Below are 18,035 nucleotides of genomic sequence, written 5' to 3'. Positions count from 1 at the left end.
TCACCAGCTTTTCTCGAACTTGTTGCGCAGGTAGATGGCAAGGGCATTCATCACGAGGAGGAATACCAGTAGCACGATAATCGCCGCACTGGTCCGTTCGATGAAGCCTCGGTCTATTTCATCCGACCACAGGAAGATTTGCACCGGCAGAACGGTCGCGGGTGCGGTGAACCCGTCGGGCGGGGTCGCCACGAACGCACGCATCCCGATCAGCAGCAGGGGCGCGGTTTCGCCCAGCGCGCGCGCCATGCCGATGATCGTTCCCGTCAGGATGCCGGGCAGGGCCAGCGGCAGAACGTGATGAAACACCACCTGCACGGGTGAGGCGCCCACTGCCAGCGCCCCGTCGCGGATCGAAGGCGGCACCGCCTTGATCGCATTGCGCCCGGAAATGACGATGACCGGCATGGTCATCAGCGCCAGCGTCATCCCGCCGATCAGCGGGGCGGAGCGCATATTGGGAAAGATCGTGAGGAACACGGCCAGCCCCAGCAGGCCGAAGATGATCGAAGGGACGGCTGCGAGATTGTTGATCGAAACCTCGATGATGTCCGTCCAGCGATTCTTGGGAGCATATTCTTCGAGATAGAGCGCCGCGAGGACGCCGATCGGGAACGCCAGGGCAAGGGTGACGATCATGGTCAGGATCGACCCCTTGAGCGCCCCCCAGACGCCCACTTGCTGCGGATCGGTGGCGTCGGATCGGGTGAGGAAACCCCAGTCGAGGCGCTTCTCCAGTTTGCCGCTGCGTTCAAGCTCGGCGGCGAGCGCCTGCATCTCTGCCGCGCCTTCGCCGTCCAGCCCGCGTGCTAGATCGCCACTCGCAGGAAGCCAGAAAGTCTGGTTGCGCTGGATGAGGAGCGGGTCTTCCCGCACGGCTTCTGCGACTTGCCGCCAGGCATGTTCGCTCAACTGGTCCGCGCCGGCTTCACCCAGGTTCTGCTCGGCTGCGAAGGCGACGATCTGGGGCAGGCCCTGCATCTCCAGCATCTGGACCGCGCTAGGCTCGCTGAGCGTGGCTTCATCGCCCGCCAGACCGGAACTTGAGAAATCGACCGGCACTTGCAGCTCGGCGCGCTGGAAGCCTCCGATCCCGTTCATGGTCATGTTGCCGAGCAGGACGAACAGGATCGCGATCGAAACGAGAATCGCAAACAGGCCGAACAGCTTGAAGCGCCGCTCCTGCGCGTAACGCTGCTTCAGCCGCTTTTCGAAAGCGGCGGTGCGGGTGGGTTGACCGTCATTTGCGGGAGCCGCTGTATCAGTCATTATTCATACGCCTCCCGGAAGCGTTTGACGACGCGCAGCGCAATGAAGTTCAGGGCTAGCGTCACCATGAAGAGGACGAACCCGAGCGCGAACGCGCTGAGCGTGGCGGGATGATCGAAACTGCCTTCGCCGGTGAGCAGGGCCACGATCTGGACGGTCACCGTGGTCATCGCTTCGAGCGGGTTCCCGCTCAGGTTGGCAGCCGTGCTCGCGGCCATCACCACGATCATCGTCTCGCCAATCGCGCGGCTGACGGCCAGCATCACGCCGCCCACAATGCCTGGCAGCGCCGCAGGAATCAGCACGCGCTTGATCGTTTCGGACTGGGTCGCACCCATCGCCAGGCTGCCATCGCGCATCGCGCTGGGCACGGCAGCGATCGAATCGTCCGCCATCGAGGATACGAAGGGGATAATCATCACGCCCATGACGAGGCCTGCAGCCAGCGCGCTTTCCGAAGAGGCATTCGCGATGCCGACCGCCTGGGCCGCATCGCGGATCATCGGCGCAACGGTCAACGCAGCGAAATAGCCGTACACGACCGTGGGGACACCCGCGAGAATCTCCAACGCGGGCTTGATGATCTTGCGCCAGCGGGGGCTGGCATATTGCGTGAGGTAGATCGCGCTCATCATGCCCAGCGGAATTGCCACGATCATGGCGATGATCGCGCCGATGAAGATCGTCCCCCAGAACAGTGGGATGGCACCATAGCGGTCGCCCTGCGGTGCATCCGGGTTGGCCATCGGATCGGGGTTCCAACTCAGCCCGAACAGGAAATCGACCGGCGAGACCATGCCAAAGAAGCGGATCGTCTCGAAAATGAGGCTCGCAAGGATGCCGAAGGTGGTGAGAATCGCGACAAGCGATGCGATCAGCAGCGCCGCCATTACGGCACGCTCCACCTTCACGCGGGCCGCAAAGGTGGGCTTGAGGCGGCTATAGGCCCACAGGCCCAGGATTGCGGCCATCGCGATGCCGAACCCGAACCCGACGAGGGTGTAGAACTGCTGCGCTTCGCGAAATGGCTGTACCAATGCCTGCGCGTCGGGATTGAAGACCCCCGGCGCATGCCCTGCGGCGACTGCGCGCGCCTCGGCCAGCATGGCCTGCCTCTGGAACCCGAAACCGGGCAGGCTGTCCGCAGCCGGCGATGCGAGGACCCATTGTTCGATCAGGATCGGCGAGAGCACATTCCAGATCACGGCGAATAGAAGGAGGGGAACAGCTACCCAGATCGCGACGAACCACGCATGATAGCCCGGGCGCGATGTCACGCTGCGCAGCCCGACGTTTTCGGTGAATGCGCGCGCCTTTGCCCGCCCGGCCAGCCATCCGGCCAGACCAAGTCCGATTGCCAATAGAAGAAGAAACGCGGGAGACATTGCTTGCGTGGTTTTCCTCAACCCTCATTCGGTGGAGCCGCATTAATACGCGACATCGCCAGGACTGCATGATCACGTGTGCCACCACTCTGGGGCTTCGCGCGTCAGCGATTGTTGAAATTATGTGTCAGTGTGATGACACTTTGCTACAAGTTTGACGGAGCTCCTCTGGAAGTTTTCTGGTCTGTCGCTTCGGCAACAGGTTCGGTGGCCACAGGCGGGGCGGGCGGTTTGACAATTCCGTCTCGCGGGAGGCGCACTGTTACCGTGGTGCCTTGCCCAACTTCGCTTTCGATATCGAGCCTGCCGTGGTGCCGTTCCACGATATGCTTCACGATCGCGAGGCCCAGTCCGGTACCGCCCGACATGCGGCTGCGCCCCGGATCCGTTCGATAGAACCGCCGGGTCAGGTGGGGTAGATGCTCGGGCTCTATCCCTTCACCGCGATCCTCGACCTCCAGTTTCGCTTCGCCCATTGCCGATTCGCTCAGGCGGACGATCACGGGGCTTTCCGCGCGGCCGTATTTCAACGCATTATCGACCAGGTTGCGCACCAGCTGTTCCAGCTGCTGCGGATCCCCGAGGACCTTGAACTCTCCAGATTGCTCGTACTGCAGGCGGTCCGCGCGGTCTGCACCCGCTCCCTCGCGTGCGGCGCGTTCGACGATCTGGTTCAGATCGACCGGTGCATCGGGGCGATCGTGCTTTTCGGCTTCGACCCGGGAAAGCGACATGAGGTCGCTGACGAGATTCTGCAGGCGCCTTGCCTCGCGGTGGATCGTATCAAGGAATTTCCTGGCCGTCTCTTCGTCGATATCCTCGGGATGCTCGCTGAGCGTCTCGACATAGCCGATGATCGAGGACAGCGGCGTGCGCAGTTCGTGGCTGGCATTGGCGACGAAATCGGTATGCGCGCGGCTGATGTCCGTTTCGGCAGTCTTGGAGATCAGCTCGATGACAGAGGTCCGCTCGTCCACGGCATAACGGCTGACCCGCCAGACATCCTTTCGCCGGACCAGCCCGGTCACAACAGCCTCGCCATGCCGATCGCTGTTCATCAGCTCGATCGCACGCGGATGGCGGATCGCAACCCTGATATCCTGGCCAACGACATGATGGCCCAACAGCGCGCGGGCCGATCCATTGGCAATCACCACCCGCATGTCGTCGACAAGCAGGAGCGGGGAGTGCGCGTTCTCTATCATCCCGGCAAGATTGCGGCGGGAGAGGCCTTCCGGCTCGCGCCCGGACTGGAGCTCCTGTTCCGGTGGCTGGCTGATCAGAAGGGTAAGCGCCCAGACGACCATAACTGCGACGACATAGGGGGCCGAGACGCCTGCCATGGCGAGCAGCACACCGCTCGCACCAGCGATCATCAAGCCCGCCCAGGGCAGTGTGAGCGGTTTGTGCATAATGCGTGCCTAGGGTGATTCTCCTTGTTTCACCAGTGCCGTGAGGGGGTTCGTACTGTCCTGTGGAATCTTTTTTTGCGGGAAAGACGGTACGGAGCGAGCCCATGCATTTTTGCCCGGGTCTGCCTTATTTATGCCGCATTGAACTCAACTCATCGGTTGTGGATAACGCTTCACCGCCATTGTGACACATTTCCGCCTTAATCTGGCAGTCAGGATCGCTCCCTATCGTCATTCCGGGTTGCACCGAAATGCGAGGAGACGACAGGGAAAATGGAGATGGCCAGCATCTTGCTGATCGAAGGCTGGGCTGTGCTCGGCTGTGCGATCGCGGGTGCTGCGCTCGTCATTTTCCTGAATGGTCTAGATGACACATTCCTTGATCTGAGCTGGTTGGTCGCACGCCTGACAACGCGCGAGCGCAAGCCCACCGATGCCATGCTGGAAACCAAGGCAGAGCAGTGGGCGGCCATCTTCGTGCCCGCATGGCAGGAAGACGCAGTGATCGCCGCGATGCTCCGACGTCTCGGCGGGACGATGAACTACCGCAATTTTCGCATCTTCGTGGCGGTCTATCCCAATGATGCCGCAACCCAGGATGAAGTGCGCAAGGCGGCGGAGGAGACGAGCCAGGTCCAGATGGTGGTGCTCGAACGGCCCGGGCCAACTTCCAAGGCGGATGCGCTGAACCAGCTGGTCGGCGCATCGCGGGCCTACGAGCAGCGCGAAGGCATCCGCTTCGGCTTCACCGTGCTGCACGACGCCGAAGACGTGGTCCATCCGATGGCCCTCAAGGTGATGAACTGGTACATCGAGTTCGCCAGCATGGTGCAGCTGCCGGTGCTCTCCCTGAACCGCAAATGGCATCACCTGGTCGCTGGCACCTATATGGACGAGTTCGCGGAATTGCACTCCAAGGAGATGTGGCTGCGTTCCCGGGTCAACCGCCAGGTACCTTCATCCGGCGTGGCGACCGCGTTTGCGCGCGAAGCGTTCACTGCGCTGGAGCATGAGGGGCCGATCTTCGACGCCAGCAGCCTGGTGGAGGATTACGACATCTCGCACCGGCTCGCGCAAATGGGCCATCGCTCCATGTTCGTGTGGCACCGCACGAAAGAGGGCGAGATTGTCGCCACGCGCGAACTCTTCCCCCACCTGTACACGCCCTCGGTCCGGCAGAAGACCCGCTGGATGCTGGGCATCGTGTTCTTCGGGTGGCGCAAGCTGGGATGGTACGGGAGCGCGTGGAACCGCTACTTCCTCTATCGCGACCGCAAGATCCTGTTCGGTGCGGTCTCGGTGATTATCGCCTACGTGCTCGCGGCGCTGGTCCTGCTCGCGCAGACCCTGTGCTGGGTATGGCCTGAGCTGGCGACCCTGCCTCCGTTGATCGAGGCGGAATGGGTGCTGACGATCATCGCGATCGACCTGGGCTTCCTCGTAAACAGGCTTGCACAGAGAATGATCATGACGGGGCGCATCCACGGGCTGGTTGCCGGATTGATGAGCCCGGCTCGTGTGGTGCTCGGCAATTTCGTCGCGTTCCACTCGCTGGCCCGCGCGACCAAGCAGTTCTTCGGGTTCAAGCTGAAACAGCGCAAGGTGGCGTGGGACAAGACCGACCATCAGTTCCCGACCACCGCACTTGTGCTGAGCGGTCGCCCGAAGGTGACCGATATTCTCCACCATGCGGGCCGGTTGTCGGCGGCCGATGCCAAGCGTGCGTGCGACTATGCCAAGGCAACCGGTCGGCGCCTTGCGTTGAGCGTGCAGGACCTCGGCCTGTCCCGCCCCGAGCATATTGCCGAAGCCCTGGCCGAGCGGCTGAGCCTTCCCTTCGTTGCGATCGATGGCGCGCTGAATGAGGATCTGTTTGCGCTCCTGCCGCGTGAGGAATGCGAGCGTTTCGGCGTGCTCGCCCGGCGCAGCGATGCCGGTACCCAGGTCCTGATCGGGGAGGATTTCAGCAAGCGCGAATGGAAGGCGCTGAGGGCAGCCCTGCGCAAGGCGCGGATCGTGCGCCCGAGTTTTGCCGTCGCCTCGCTCGCGGAGATTGCCTACGCGGTGCGTTTCGCCGGGACGCGGGAAGATGCTCTGGTGGAGCAGCGGATTGCGCAGCAGGCGCTGCATATGCCCGATCCTGTGGGGAGCGCGCAGGCGATCCGTGTGAAGCTGCGCGCGCCCTATCGCCGCTTGGGCGATTTGCTGGTCGAACGGGGTCTGGTGACGCCCAAGCGGATGCGCAAGCTGCGCAGGCGGATCGGGAGGAAGGGCACCTGCGCGATCACGCTGTTCGGCGCCGAGCGGGATATTCCGCCGCGCAGCCTTGCCGCGGCGCTGACCCATTTTGCCGAATGGAAGCCGCAGATCGCCGACGTGCGCGATGGGGCCAGCGCGATCCCGCTGGATGCTCCGATAGCTCGCCGTGATCTGGTGGGGACCGAGTGACCGGCATCGCGTGCCGGCCAATGGTCAAGGCATCCGAATGGTGACCCCTACGGGAATCGAACCCGTGTTTCAGCCGTGAAAGGGCCGCGTCCTAACCGCTAGACGAAGGGGCCACATTCGGAAAAGCTTCTGGCGGGTCGGCGGAATGCTGACTGTGCCGAAGCGAGCCGCGCACCTAGACATGTGATCCGAAGCGGTCAAGCCCAACTTTGTGGGTAATCACGGATCGACCAGCGCCACATCCTCAAGATGCATTTCAGCACGGGGCGTGTTGGCCCATGTGTCGACCTTGGCACGTCCCGCCAGCCACAGGCGGGTGCCGGGATGGAGCGCAAGCAGGGCTTGCCCGAAATCGGTATCGGCGATCCGAAAGGCGATGGCCTTGATCGAGCCACCGTCGCGCGATCCGGCGACGAGACGCACATGATCGGTACCGACGCGGTCGATCTTGACCACATGAACCGGGCCGATGGCCAGCCGCGGACCGGGCCAGCCCATGCCATAGGGCCCGCCACGCTCCAGCGTATCCACAAGTTCCACGGTCAGGGCGCGCGGACCCAGCGAGAGATCGAAGCCCAGCGAGGCTTCGGCGCTTGCTGCCGCGACCTGCTTTTCCAGCCGTTTCTCCAACCAGTCCGAGAGAGCCTCGATCTTGTCTTCGCGTACCGTCAGCCCTGCAGCCATTGCATGGCCGCCGCCTGCTTCCAGCAGGCCTTCCTCGCGCGCAGCCATGATCGCCGCGCCAAGGTCCACGCCGGGAATCGAACGGCCCGATCCCTTGCCAAGCCCGGTCGCCGCGTCGCGTGCGATAACGATGCTGGGCCGCCCGGTCTTTTCCTTGATACGACCGGCGACGATCCCGATCACGCCGGGGTGCCAGCCTTCGCCGTGCACGATCCGCAAGGCGCGATTGGCCTGCCCGGCCAGCTGCGCTTCGCCCGCTTCCTGCACCTCGGCCTCGATTGCGCGGCGTTCCTCGTTCAATTGCGAGAGCTGGGCCGCGATCTGTGCGGCCTCTTCGGCGTCTTCGGTTGTCAGTAGTCGCACACCCAGCGTCGATTCGCCCACGCGACCGCCTGCATTGATTCGCGGGCCGAGAGCGAAGCCGAGATCGGAGCAGACTGGCGCACGGGTCAGCCTGCTGGCATCGATCAGCGCGCTCATCCCGATATTGGCGCGCTTCGCCATGACCTTGAGGCCCTGCGACACGAAGGCGCGGTTGAGACCGTGCAGGGCTGCCACATCCGCCACTGTCCCGAGCGCCACCAGATCGAGCAGGGCGCGCAGATCGGGCTCTTTGCGGTCGGCGAAATAGCCACTTTCGCGCAGCTTGCGGACCAGCGCGATGGCGACGAGGAACGCCACTCCGACTGCCGCGAGATGACCGTGGGCGGCGGCATCGTCTGCCTCGTCGAGCCGGTTGGGATTCACCAGAGCGACCGCCGCCGGCCGCTCCGGCGAGCATTTGTGGTGGTCGATTACGATCACCTCGACGCCCGCATCGCGCGCCGCCGCCAGTGCTTCGTGCGCCATCGCTCCGCAATCGACCGTCACCACCAGGCTGGAGCCCTGTTCGCCCAGCTTGACCAGCGCCTCACCGCTCGGCCCGTAGCCTTCGAGCAGGCGGTCGGGAATGTAGTAGTCCGCTTCGTGGCCCAGCATGCGGAACAGGCGGATGAGCAAGGCAGCCGAGGTGGCTCCGTCGACATCGTAGTCGCCGTAGATCGTCACCTTCTCCCGGCTCAGGATCGCCCGGGCGAGACGATCCGCCGCAACCTCCATGTCCTGGAAGATCGCGGGGTCGGGGAGGAAGGCCGCTAGTTTGGGATCGCGCTGCCGTTCAAGATCGTCCCGCTCCACGCCGCGTGCGATCAGCAGCTGGGTGAGGATATCGTCGCCAAGCCCCGCCGCGCCATCTTCGTACTGGTTGCGCCCACCGCGCCAACGCCAGCTGCGCCCACCGAGCGAGCGTTCGACGCCGCAGACATGTGTCGAGGTGGGGGGCGATGCGAGGGTGGCCATTTCGCGAGACTAGCGCGTGTGCCGCAAACGACAAAGCGCCACTGGTTGACTTTCGACAGTGGTGCAGGAGTGTGGGGCGATGGCCGAGAGACCGCTTCTCATCGCATGGCACAGCCGCACCGGCGCGAGCGAATCGATGGCGCGCGCAGCCGCCGAAGGTGCAGGCGATCGCGCGAGATTTATGCGTGCCGATGAAGTGACGCCCGAAAACCTGCTGGATGCAGGCGGCTACCTCTTCGTCTGCCCGGAAAATCTCGCCAGCATGAGCGGGCTGATGAAGGAAATGTTCGATCGCTGTTACTACCCGGTGCTCGGCAAGATAGAGGGCCGCGCCTTTGCGACAATCATTGCTGCCGGGTCCGACGGGGAGGGTGCCCAGCGCCAGATCGACCGGATCGCGCAAGGCTGGCGGCTCAAGCGCGTGGCGGACCCGCTGATCGTCTGCATGGAGGCGCAGACGCCGGAGCAGATTCTTGCCGAGAAGACCGTTCCGCATGCTAGGTTGGAAGAGTGTGCCGCGTTGGGTGAAGCAATGGCCGAAGGGCTCGCCATGGGCGTGTTCTGAAGCAACCGGCTCCATTTTGGAGCAAAGTACCTCCACCCCTCTCGACGCGCGCGCCTGACTTGCGCAATGGACATGAGGGCCATCGGCGTCGGGAAGGGAGGGCGGCATGTCCGGCATGTCAGACAAGCGGGGGATGAACGATCCTCGCCAGATCGGCGACGATTTGCTGATCCTGTTTCCATATGACCGCCGGCCGACCGCCCGTCAGGTGAGGGCAGCCTGCGAGACCGCCGATTTTGTCGATGCTGACGGGCCGGAACTCGTCAACGGGCGGGGACATGCACACATCGCTGTGGTCGACGGGATTTCCCTCCAACGCAGCGGGTTGGTGTTCGATCTGGTCGGTCTTGCGCCCGGACCTGCTATTCCGGTGCCCGAACTGGGCGGACGTGGCAGCGGCGGCGGCGACATCGTTCCTTCGCGCACGCTTGCCGCTTCGCTGAGGCTTGGGCCGCACATTTCGGCCGGGAGGAACAGCCTTGCGGTCCTGCGCGAATGGTTTGCCATTACGCAGGGCATCGCCACGCATTTCGATGCCGTCATGATCTGCTGGACGCCGGGCGGGGTTGCGATCCCGATCGACAAGCTTGGCCCCCACCTGGCGGAATGGGATGCGCGAGGGCAGGTGCCCGTCAGCCTGCTCGCGAGTTTTCCGTACACACTCGACGGTGCCATCCAGAGCCACGGGCTGCGATACTTCACCGGGCAGGAATTCCGCATCGAATCCCCGCTGGTAGGCGCGGAAGAGACGCCGCTGGCACGACTGCTGTTCAGCCACCTCTTCTTCGCGGGCACACAGGAAGAGACGGGGCAACTGACCGCGCCCGATGGCCATGCCCTGCGGCTTCAACCATCGGACAACGGGCGCTACGTCAGGGTGTGGCCGGGCTAGCAGCCGGATCAGAAGGGCGCAGTGGCCTCGTTCAGCGCGCTCCGGGCATCCCTGTATTCACGCTCCAGCCGGTCGATCATGTCGGCCACGCTGCCGACCGATTTGACCGCGCCAACGCCCTGGCCCGAACCCCAGATGTCCTTCCACGCCTTGGCCTTGCTGTTCCCGCCACTGCCGAAGTTCATCTTCGACGGGTCGCTTTCGGGCAGGTTGTCCGGGTCCATCCCCGCGTTCTCGATCGAGCTGCGCAGGTAGTTGCCGTGAACCCCGGTGAACAGGTTGGTGTAGACGATCCCCTCGGCGCTGCCTTCGACGATCCCCTGCTTGTAGGCGGCATCGGCATTGGCTTCCTCGGTCGCGATGAATGCGCTGCCGATATAGGCGAAGTCCGCACCCAACGCCTGCGCGGCGAGCACCGAGCGTCCGCTCGCGATAGAGCCCGACAGCGCGACCAGCCCGTCGAACCATTCGCGAATTTCCTGCATCAGAGCGAAGGGCGACTGGGTGCCGGCATGGCCGCCAGCGCCAGCGGCAACAGGGATTAGGCCCGTCGCGCCCTTTTCGATCGCCTTGTGCGCAAAGCGGTTGTTGATGACGTCGTGCATGGTGATCCCGCCCCAGTTGTCGACCGCCTGGAACACTTCTTCGCGCGCACCCAGCGAGGTGATGACCAGCGGCACCTGCCATTTCTCGCACACCTGCATGTCTTCCTCGAGCCGCGCGTTCGAGCGGTGGACGATCTGGTTGACCGCAAAGGGCGCAGCGGGATTGTCCGGGTTGTCGCGGTTATGCTGCGCCAGTTCTTCGGTGATCTGGTGGAGCCATTCGTCCAGCACGCCCGAAGGCCGCGCGTTGAGCGCGGGGAACGCCCCGACGATCCCGGCCTTGCACTGCGCGATCACCAGTTCGGGGCCGGATACGATGAACAGCGGCGATCCGATGACGGGCAGGCGCATGCGATCGAACGGGGCGGGCAGGGGCATTGGTCTTCTCTCCCGAAGGTCTGTTTGGCGCTATCAGCTTTTTTGGCGGTCTATGCGGAGGAATCGCGCGTGTCGAGATTGCCGTTACGTCAACTCAAGCACATCTTCGATGCGGTAGACGCGCGCGGCGTTGGCGGCGAACAGGGCATGCTTCTCCTCCGCAGAGGCTCCCGAGGCGAGGCGCTTCAGCGCATTCCACACGGTTGCGTAGCTGCCCGCCCACTTGTCGACCGGATAGTTGCTTTCGAACATTGCCCGATCCGTCCCGAAGGCGTCGATGCAGGTTTCGACATAGGGCCGCCACATGTCCGCGAGCTTTTCCGACGATACGCTATCGGTCGGCCCGTCTGTCGGCATCCCGCAGAACGACATGGCCAGTCCGCCAAGCTTCACGGTCACGTTCTCGCACTTGGCAAGCTCGCGGATCGATGCGCGCCAGCGCTCGAAATGCTCGTCCAGCTTGCCTGCATAAGTGGCGCTGCCCAGCGGAGTGCCGCAATGGTCGAGCACGATGGGCTGGTCGGGGAAGGCGCGCGCAAGGTCGATCACGTCGCCCAGCTGCGGTTCGAGGACCCATGCATCGAAGCCCAGCCCGCGCTTGCCCAGTTCGGCAAAGCCTTCGCGGAAGGCGTCGTCGCGATAGAGACCTTCGGGATGGTGGAATGCGGGGCCCAGCACACTCGGGTCCGCATCCCATGCTCCGGCATGGCGAATGCCCTTGAAGCGCGATCCGCCAGCCTGTGCCAATGCATCGAGGACATCACCCGCACCGCTGCCGAGCCGCAGGTCGGCATGGCCGACAATCCCGGCGCAGGGACGATAATCCCCGTACAGCCCGCTCGCGCCCTGAGCCGCAACGCCGTTCACATATTCAACCTCGCCAACAACCTTCATCGCCTCGCCGCGTGCGGGATCGTAGAATGCGCCGCATTCCATGAAGACCGTGCCGATGATCCGATGCCCGCCCCCATCACTCGGGTTCGTGTCCGCAAGCAGCTGGTCGAAGGTGTAGTGCGCCGAGCGGGCAACCGTTTCGATAAACGGGTGGCGCGGCTCCGGGAACATGCCGAGCAGCGGCCGCAGATCCCACAAGTGATGATGCGGGTCGATGATCGGCAGGTCGGGTTCGATGATGTCTTCGCGCACCATTATGCCGGGCTCCGGTCGGCGTTGACACAACCAGGTGCGTATTTTTGGAAATACCCCTTCGCGGCAAACGCTATGATAATCTGTCGGTTGGCTCCGAAATCTCTCATTCGCGTGTCACCTTTCGCATTCCTCATATTCGCGACGATCAACGGCATCTGTGCGCCGCCTTCTGGGTCATCGTCGATCCTCGCGATGCAGCCTGCCGCATCCAGCGCGAGTAGGAAAGGCACTCAGAACAGCAATGCTCGCGCGTCCCCGGCGTTGGTGACCCGAGGCCAGTCCTCGGGCGGCTGATGCCGCAGCCAGGTATATTGACGCTTCGCATAGTTGCGGGTGGCCTGCTGGCCTCTCGCAATCGCCTCTTCGCGCGAGTATTCCCCGCGTAGCCAGCCCGCGATTTCGCGCACGCCGATGGCGCGCATCACCGGAAGGTCGGGGTCGAGATTGCGGGTGAGCAGCGCCTCGACCTCGGCCACCGCACCTTCGTCCATCATCGTGACAAAGCGCGCATCGCACCGCGCATAAAGCCAGTCCCGATCGGGCAGCAGGATGACGGGCTTCAGCGCCACGGCATCGCCAATTCCGCCTTCCTTGCGCAATTGCCAGTCGCCCAAGGTCACGCCTGTTGCACGAACCACTTCCAGCGCGCGTGCGATCCGCTGTGAATCGCCCGGATCGAGCCGGTCGTGGCTCGCCGGGTCTGCGAGTGCGAGCTCGGCATAGGCGTCCTGCGTCGGCAGCGCGCGTACCGCTTCGCGGACATGGGCCGGGATGGCGGGGATCGGGGCAATCCCGTCGAGCAGGGTGCGCATGTAAAGCCCCGTGCCACCCACCAGGATCGGTACCGCACGCTGCGCATGAATGTCAGCTATTTCGCGCTTGGCCGCTTCCGCCCATTCCGCTGCCGAACAGGCGTCTGCACCGTCCCACGCGCCGAACAGGCGGTGTTCCGCCTGCGCCATGTCTGCGGGCGAAGGGCTGGCGCTCAACACGCTCAGATCGGCATAGACCTGCGCGCTGTCGGCATTCACGATCACGCCCTTGCGATCCCTGGCCGCCAGCACATCGACCAGTTCCAGTGCCAGCGCGCTCTTGCCGCTCGCGGTCGGCCCTGCGATGAGCGCGACCGGTTCCCGCGATGCTCCGGAGGATTCGTCAGTGCTCATCGTTCGTGTCCTAGCAGAGCCTGTGCCACCCGAGGCAAGCCTGCTTGCGTTCGAGAAGGCGCTTTCACAGGCCGGGCAACCGCTGGCCAGTGCGGCCATGCTCGATTTCTGCGGCGAAGTGCTGGAAATCGCGATTCCCGAAGGTACGCGAGAGATCGTTGCGCCACTGGTCGAGGAACATTTCCAACCGCAGGCGGCACTGTTCGCGGACGACTTCATCGAAGTGCCGCGGCTGATCGTCAGCGATATGGATTCGACGATGATCGGGCAGGAATGCATCGACGAGTTGGCGGACTTTGCCGGGCTGAAGGAGCGGGTCGCCGAAATCACTGAACGTGCCATGCGCGGCGAGCTCGACTTCGCAGGTGCGCTGCAAGAGCGTATTGCCTTGCTCGAAGGGCTCGATGAAGCCGCGATCGATCGCTGTTTGAAAGAGCGGATTTCGCCGACACCCGGTGCAGCAACGCTTGTCGCCACACTCAAGGCGCATGGTGCGCGCAGCATATTGGTGACCGGCGGGTTCCACTGCTTTGCCGATCCGGTTGCCGAGCGTCTCGGCTTCGATCGGGTGATCGGCAACCGGCTGCTGATCGCTGACGGGAAGCTGACTGGCGAGGTGCAGCAGCCGATTTGCGACAGCTCCACCAAGGAGGCGACGCTTCGCGAAGAGGCGACGCGGCTTGGGGAAGGGGCGAGGACGCTGGCAATCGGCGATGGCGCTAACGATACGGCCATGCTCGTCGCTGCGGATTACGGCATTGCCTACCGGGCAAAGCCTAACACGCGTGCCGCGGCCAATGGATGGGTCGATTGCGAGGATCTGACCGCGCTCCTGCTCTTGCTCGATATCGACCGGGAACGCTGGGTGATGAAATAATGCTTGGAACCGTCGCGTTCATGCTTTATTGACATTGATGTCAGTAAGGGATGAAACATGACCGACGCGACCGCAATTTCGACTGGATCCTCCGCCGTGGAGACCGCTGCTGATGGCACGCCGCTCCGGCACCCGGACCGCCCGGTGCCGCAGTACCGCCCGCTGACGGCGTATCACCATTTCCGGGAGCTGCTGAAAGACAAGGAGGATACCTCCCACGTCTTCCGCATTTTCGAGGCGCTGCCGCACAAAAGCTTCATGCCGCGGGTGCGCAACCTGGTGCTGAGCGAGCAGGGCGAGCGGCTGCGTGCCGAAGAACCGTTCCTGCCGCCGATCCTCGACGATCACGATGCCTTGCGTAAATTGCCCAAGGGCAGCGTGGCGCATGCCTATTGCGATTTCATGGAAAGCGAAGGCCTGTCCGCCGCCGGGCTGGTCGCTGAATCCGAAAAGCTCGGTCGGCGCAAATATGGCGACCTGATCGAATGGTACGGCTTCCGCAATCGCGACACGCACGACCTGATGCACGTGCTGACCGGCTATGGCCGCGATGCGCTGGGCGAGCAATGCGTGCTGCTGTTCACCCACGGCCAGCAGCCGAGCCACGGGCACCTGCTGATCGGTTATGCCGGAGCGCTGAACATCAAGCAGAACGTGCGTGGTAGCAAGGCGCCCGTGTTCAAGGCGGTGCGCCAGGCGCAGAAGACCGGCACGGCATGCCCGCCGCTGATCGAAATGCCGATTCGTGAATTGCTGGCGATGGATCTGGCCGAGGCCCGGGCGAAGCTGAATATTCCCGAGCCGCACTGGTACCGCGAATGCCATCGAATTTGGCGGGAGGAAGGGATCGATCCCTACGACCTGCTCGGGACCGAACAGGTCGATGCCGGAGCACCCGCTGCGGCGTAGGCGCTAGAGCCAACTGGCGATCTGGCTCAGCGGCTTCTTGCGCATCGCGTGATCGGGCACGGTCGCGTCGGGCGCGGGGTGCCCGACAACCACGATCATCAGCGGCTTTTCCCATTCGGGCCGTCCGCAAATCTCGCGCAGGAACCCCATCGGCGAGGGCGTGTGCGTCAGCGTGGCCAGCCCCGCCTCGTGCAGCGTGGAAATTAGCATCCCGCAGGCGATCCCGACGCTTTCGTTGACGTAGTAGTTCTGCGTCTGCCCGTCTTCCTCGATCCCGCCTTTGCGCTGCGCGAAACACACGATCAGCCACGGCGCGGTTTCGAGGAAAGGTTTGTGTGCGTCCGTCCCGATGGGCGCGAGCGCGTCTAGCCATTCCTCGCTCGCTTTCGGCTTATCGCCATCCTCGCCGTAGAAGCGGCGCTCTTCTGCCTCGGCGGCTTCCCGGATCGCGCGCTTTTTATCGGCCGAGCCTACCACCGCGAAATGCCAAGGCTGGTGATTTGCGCCATTGGGCGCCGTGCCCGCGGCGAGGATTGCATGCTCGATCACTTCGCGCGGCACCGGCGCGTCGGTGAAGCTGCGGCAGGTGTGGCGTGTTCTCAGTCGTTCGTACGCGGCTGCGGCGCGGGCGACGCGCTCTTCATCGCAGAGCGCGGGAAGCGGTGGGAAGGGGTGGTGGGTTTCCCCGCTCACCCTTCCATCCACTCCTGGAAGAACGCCTCGTGCGCCGCGCGCAGTTCCTCCACCTTCACGCCCAGCAGGCTGTCGCCGCCGACCGTGCCGAGCCTGCGGAATCCAATCAGCTCGGCCTCTTCTGTTTCCGGCCCTTCTGCGACGATGGCGTTGAACGCATCGACATTGGTATCGCTGACGGTGACGACATAGCGGCTCTGGTCCTCGCCGAACCACCATTGTGCCGCCGTGTAAGCCTCGTTCGCAGTCACCTCTGCACCAATACCGCCTGCCAGCGCCATCTCGGCCAGCGTCACGGCGAGCCCGCCGTCCGAGCAATCGTGCACGGCGTTGACCAGCCCTTCCTCGATCAGCCGCAGCACGATCTCGCCCGCGCCGCGTTCGGCAGCGAGGTCGACCGGCGGAGCGCGGCCTTCGTCGCGGCCATGCACTTCCTTGAGCCACAGCGACTTGCCGAGGTGCGAGCGGACCGGATCGGGCTTGGCCCAGAACTCCGGCGCAATCAGGTAGATCGCATCGCCGGTATCCTTGAAGCCGATGCTGGCGAGCTTTTCGTAATCTGCCATCAGGCCGACCCCGCCGATGGCAGGTGTGGGGAGGATGGCGGAGCCACCGCCCGTCGCCTTGCTCTCGTTGTAGAGCGAGACATTCCCGCTCACGACCGGGAAGTCGAGCGCGCGGCATGCCTCGCCCATACCGTCCAGCGCGTGGACGATCTGCGCCATGATTTCGGGCCGCTGGGGGTTGGCGAAGTTGAGGCAGTTGGTGATCGCGAGCGGCTTCGCGCCGACCGCGCACAGGTTGCGATAGGCCTCGGCCACGGCCTGCTTGCCGCCTTCATACGGGTCCGCATGGACATAGCGCGGCGTGCAGTCCGTGCTGATCGCCAGTGCCTTCTTCGTGCCGTGAACCCGCACAACGCCCGCATCGCCGCCGGTCTGGAGCGTGTCGGCACCCACCTGCCGGTCATATTGTTCGAAGATCCATCGGCGCGAGGCGAGGGCGGGGCTACCCATCAATTTGAGAAGGTCCGCGCCGACAACCGCGCTATCGGGTACGTTCTTCATGGGCGTGATTTTTGCCCAGTCGGTATATTCCTCGCGGCTGAGGAAAGGCCGGTCGTAGAGCGGCGCATCGTCGGCCAGCGGTGCGAGCGGTATGTCGCATACGTCCTCGCCTTCGAATTCGAGCACCATGCGCCCCGTGTCGGTCACTTCGCCGATGACCGCGAAGTCCAGCTCCCACTTCTCGAAGATCGCGCGAGCCATGTCTTCCTTGCCGGGCTTGAGAACCATGAGCATCCGCTCCTGGCTCTCGCTCAGCATCATTTCGTAGGGCGTCATCCCCTCTTCGCGCTGGGGCACATCGTCCATCTTCAGGCGAATGCCGACGCCGCCGTTGGACGCCATTTCGACGCTGGAGCTGGTAAGTCCCGCTGCGCCCATGTCCTGGATCGCGACGATCGCATCGGTCGCCATCAGTTCGAGGCAGGCCTCGATCAGAAGCTTTTCGGTAAAGGGGTCGCCCACCTGCACGGTCGGCCGCTTGGCCTCGGCGTCTTCCTCGAAGTCGGCGCTGGCCATGGTCGCGCCATGGATTCCGTCGCGCCCGGTCTTGGAGCCGACATAGACGATCGGATTGCCGACGCCCGTGGCGGCGGAATAGAAAATCTTGTCACTGTCCGCGACGCCCACGGTCATCGCGTTGACGAGGATATTGCCGTCGTAGGCGGGGTCGAAATTGGTCTCGCCCGCAATGGTCGGCACGCCGACGCAATTGCCGTAGCCGCCGATCCCCGCAACCACACCTTGCACCAGATGCTGCATCTTGGGATGGTCGGGTCGCCCGAAACGCAGCGCATTGGCGTTCGCCACAGGCCGCGCACCCATGGTGAAGACATCGCGCAGGATGCCGCCGACGCCCGTCGCCGCACCCTGATAGGGCTCGATGTAAGACGGGTGGTTGTGCGACTCCATCTTGAAGATCGCCGCCTGCCCGTCACCAATATCGATGACGCCCGCATTCTCGCCCGGTCCGCAGATCACCCACTCAGCCTCGGTTGGTAGCTTTTTGAGGTGCAGGCGCGAGGATTTGTAGCTGCAATGCTCGCTCCACATCACGGAGAATATGCCAAGCTCAAGCAGGTTGGGCTCGCGGCCCAGCGCATTGAGCACTCGCTCGTATTCCTCGGGGCTCAGTCCGTGCTGTTCGACAATTTCGGGCGTGATTTGGGATGCGGTAGTGGCCATGCCGGGCCGCTTAAAC

14 protein-coding genes and 1 tRNA gene are annotated in these 18,035 nt (G+C 63.9%); 5 read left to right on the top strand and 10 right to left on the bottom strand.

The annotated features are described in order from the left end of the window. From pstA to ACEQXE_RS02890, 3 genes are all read right to left on the bottom strand, one after another. Complete coding sequence (pstA, locus tag ACEQXE_RS02900) at nt 1–1,269, bottom strand: phosphate ABC transporter permease PstA (RefSeq protein WP_370177405.1); 1,269 nt, start codon at nt 1,267–1,269, stop codon at nt 1–3. Beyond that, entirely contained in the window at nt 1,269–2,654 is a 1,386-nt protein-coding gene (gene pstC / locus ACEQXE_RS02895) for a phosphate ABC transporter permease subunit PstC (protein WP_370177403.1), read from the bottom strand. The genes pstA and pstC overlap by 1 nt, the downstream gene beginning before the upstream one ends. Nucleotides 2,655–2,800: 146 nt before the next feature. After that, nucleotides 2,801–4,066, bottom strand: coding sequence for a sensor histidine kinase (locus tag ACEQXE_RS02890; protein ID WP_370177402.1), 1,266 nt, complete (start codon nt 4,064–4,066; stop codon nt 2,801–2,803). 279 nt (nt 4,067–4,345) lie between these two features. Here ACEQXE_RS02890 and ACEQXE_RS02885 point away from each other — a divergent pair, with 279 nt between their 5' ends. Further along, nucleotides 4,346–6,514, top strand: coding sequence for a glycosyltransferase (locus ACEQXE_RS02885; protein ID WP_370177400.1), 2,169 nt, complete (start codon nt 4,346–4,348; stop codon nt 6,512–6,514). Nucleotides 6,515–6,552: 38 nt separating this feature from the next. Here the strand turns inward: ACEQXE_RS02885 and ACEQXE_RS02880 are convergent. Both ACEQXE_RS02880 and recJ read right to left on the bottom strand, forming a co-directional pair. Further along, nucleotides 6,553–6,627 (bottom strand) — tRNA-Glu (locus ACEQXE_RS02880). A gap of 106 nt (nt 6,628–6,733) precedes the next feature. Then, the gene (gene recJ, locus ACEQXE_RS02875) at nt 6,734–8,536 is read right to left on the bottom strand and encodes a single-stranded-DNA-specific exonuclease RecJ (RefSeq protein WP_370177399.1); all 1,803 of its coding nucleotides are present in this window, start codon (nt 8,534–8,536) and stop codon (nt 6,734–6,736) included. A gap of 79 nt (nt 8,537–8,615) precedes the next feature. Between recJ and ACEQXE_RS02870 the strand changes: the two genes are divergently transcribed. Together ACEQXE_RS02870 and ACEQXE_RS02865 are read left to right on the top strand one after the other, a co-directional pair. After that, nucleotides 8,616–9,101, top strand: a complete 486-nt coding sequence (locus ACEQXE_RS02870) for a flavodoxin family protein (RefSeq protein ID WP_370177397.1) — start codon at nt 8,616–8,618, stop codon at nt 9,099–9,101. 106 nt (nt 9,102–9,207) lie between these two features. Continuing rightward, entirely contained in the window at nt 9,208–9,993 is a 786-nt protein-coding gene (locus ACEQXE_RS02865) for a hypothetical protein (protein ID WP_370177396.1), read from the top strand. A gap of 8 nt (nt 9,994–10,001) precedes the next feature. Here the strand turns inward: ACEQXE_RS02865 and ACEQXE_RS02860 are convergent, their stop codons facing one another. From ACEQXE_RS02860 to miaA, 3 genes are all read right to left on the bottom strand, one after another. Then, a complete protein-coding gene (locus ACEQXE_RS02860) occupies nt 10,002–10,976 on the bottom strand; it encodes an NAD(P)H-dependent flavin oxidoreductase (protein WP_370177395.1) in 975 nt (324 codons plus the stop codon). 84 nt (nt 10,977–11,060) lie between these two features. Then, nucleotides 11,061–12,125, bottom strand: a complete 1,065-nt coding sequence (locus tag ACEQXE_RS02855; RefSeq protein WP_370177394.1) for an amidohydrolase — start codon at nt 12,123–12,125, stop codon at nt 11,061–11,063. Nucleotides 12,126–12,355: 230 nt separating this feature from the next. Further along, nucleotides 12,356–13,291, bottom strand: coding sequence for a tRNA (adenosine(37)-N6)-dimethylallyltransferase MiaA (gene miaA / locus ACEQXE_RS02850; protein ID WP_370177393.1), 936 nt, complete (start codon nt 13,289–13,291; stop codon nt 12,356–12,358). Between miaA and serB the strand changes: the two genes are divergently transcribed. Both serB and ACEQXE_RS02840 read left to right on the top strand, forming a co-directional pair. Then, nucleotides 13,284–14,168 carry a phosphoserine phosphatase SerB gene (gene serB, locus ACEQXE_RS02845; protein ID WP_370177392.1) on the top strand — a complete coding sequence of 295 codons (885 nt, stop codon included), beginning with the start codon at nt 13,284–13,286 and terminating at the stop codon, nt 14,166–14,168. The two genes, miaA and serB, sit on opposite strands and share 8 nt — an antisense overlap. Before the next feature lie 57 nt (nt 14,169–14,225). Continuing rightward, entirely contained in the window at nt 14,226–15,077 is an 852-nt protein-coding gene (locus ACEQXE_RS02840) for a Coq4 family protein (RefSeq protein WP_370177391.1), read from the top strand. 3 nt (nt 15,078–15,080) lie between these two features. Here the strand turns inward: ACEQXE_RS02840 and ACEQXE_RS02835 are convergent, their stop codons facing one another. Next, complete coding sequence (locus ACEQXE_RS02835; RefSeq protein ID WP_370177390.1) at nt 15,081–15,770, bottom strand: nitroreductase family protein; 690 nt, start codon at nt 15,768–15,770, stop codon at nt 15,081–15,083. Further along, nucleotides 15,767–18,019, bottom strand: a complete 2,253-nt coding sequence (gene purL, locus ACEQXE_RS02830) for a phosphoribosylformylglycinamidine synthase subunit PurL (RefSeq protein WP_370177389.1) — start codon at nt 18,017–18,019, stop codon at nt 15,767–15,769. The genes ACEQXE_RS02835 and purL overlap by 4 nt, the downstream gene beginning before the upstream one ends. Nucleotides 18,020–18,035: the final 16 nt, after the last annotated feature.

The organism is Alteriqipengyuania sp. (genome assembly GCF_964222115.1).
GTDB lineage: Bacteria > Pseudomonadota > Alphaproteobacteria > Sphingomonadales > Sphingomonadaceae > Alteriqipengyuania.
The sequence above is the reverse complement of the archived record's forward strand: the minus strand, read 5'-3'. Positions and strand labels throughout refer to the sequence as shown.